This is a genomic window from Mycobacterium sp. E1715, assembly GCF_001667625.1.
In the GTDB taxonomy this organism is placed as follows: Bacteria; Actinomycetota; Actinomycetes; order Mycobacteriales; family Mycobacteriaceae; genus Mycobacterium.
Genome location: NZ_LZJJ01000232.1, coordinates 1 through 817, shown reverse-complemented (window position 1 = coordinate 817; position 817 = coordinate 1). Strand labels below are relative to the sequence as shown.

Here is an 817-nt window from a genome sequence, read left to right as displayed (position 1 = left end):
CAGCCTGGAGTCGCTGAAGAACGTCTACTCGACCCTGCAGCGCCAGATCGGGTACGAGACCGTCAAGGGCGACGCCAGCCTCGCGTGGATGCTGCTGGGGGCGGTCGCGTTGGCCGGCGCGATCCTGGCCGGCCTGTTCCTGAACCGCCGGCTGCCGTCCTGACGATCAGACCGGCAGCCGCCGGTTGATCAGCAGCGCCAGCGCCGTCGCGATCAAGGCGGTGATCACGCCCAGGCGCAGCCACCCGGCGCTGCCCGGCCCGGCCACGGTGCGATAGCCGATGTCCTTCTCGATGGCGTCGCCCTTGACGGTCTCGTACCCGATCTGGCGCTGCAGGGTCGAGTAGACGTTCTTCAGCGACTCCAGGCTGTCGGCATGGAACGCCTGGCCGTCGGTGATCTCGCAGATCTTCTGCAGCGTCTGGTCGTCTACGGGAACCGGGATGGTGGCGCCCTCGTACTCGACGGTGCCGTACGGCGTCCCGAAGGAGATGGTCGAGATCTGCACGCCCGCGGCCTTGGCGGCCCGGGCGGCGGTGAACGCCCCCTGCGGGGCGTTGGCGTCCAGCGGCACGTTCTCCGCGCCGTCGGACTCCAGCACGATGCGCGCCGGCGGCGGGCCGTCGCCGCCGCCCATCACCGAGCCCACCGTCGCGATCGCCTGCAGGGCGGTGAACAGGCCCTCGCCCGTCGCGGTCTTGGGGGCCGGCTTCAGGCTGTCGATCGCCGCCTTCACCGCCTCGCGGTTGGTGGTCGGGGAGACCAGCAGCGACGCGTTGGCCGCGAATTCCACCAGCCCCAGGTTGATGGCCGGCGT

At 70.7% G+C, this 817-nt stretch carries 1 protein-coding gene and 1 pseudogene; one reads left to right on the top strand and one right to left on the bottom strand.

Annotation, left to right across the window (positions count from 1 at the left end; translation table 11 throughout):
• A pseudogene (locus tag A9X03_RS29800) lies at positions 1 to 163 on the top strand (hypothetical protein); the annotation flags it as partial.
• 3 nt (positions 164 to 166) lie between these two features.
• On the opposite strand, the gene A9X03_RS12505 reads toward A9X03_RS29800, so the two are convergent.
• A partial coding sequence (locus A9X03_RS12505; protein WP_231975387.1) for a VWA domain-containing protein occupies positions 167 to 817 on the bottom strand: 651 nt, incomplete at its 5' end.